1 protein-coding gene is annotated in these 238 nt (G+C 68.5%); it reads right to left on the bottom strand.

Annotated features, from left to right (window positions below; translation table 11 throughout):
* The coding region (locus MXD59_RS26165; RefSeq protein ID WP_283097530.1) for a beta-ketoacyl synthase N-terminal-like domain-containing protein at positions 1–238 on the bottom strand (238 nt) is incomplete at both ends.

Below are 238 nucleotides of genomic sequence, written 5' to 3'. Positions count from 1 at the left end.
CAGGGATGAGGAGCAGGCGGTGTCGACGGTGACCGCCGGACCTTCGAAACCAAAGACATAGGACACCCGGCCCGACGCCACACTGCTCGCACTGCCGGTCAGCACATAACCGCCGGTCTGCCCGCTGCCCTCGTACAGCCGAGGCCCGTAATCCATCGCCGTCAGGCCGCTGAAGACGCCGGTGGGGGTGCCGCGGAGGGTGTCGGGGTCGAGGTGGGCGTGTTCGAGGGCTTCCCAG

This window comes from Frankia umida (assembly GCF_023242945.1).
Taxonomy (GTDB): domain Bacteria; phylum Actinomycetota; class Actinomycetes; order Frankiales; family Frankiaceae; genus Frankia; species Frankia umida.
Note: the sequence above shows the minus strand (reverse complement) of the source record. Positions and strands in the feature narration are given on the sequence as shown.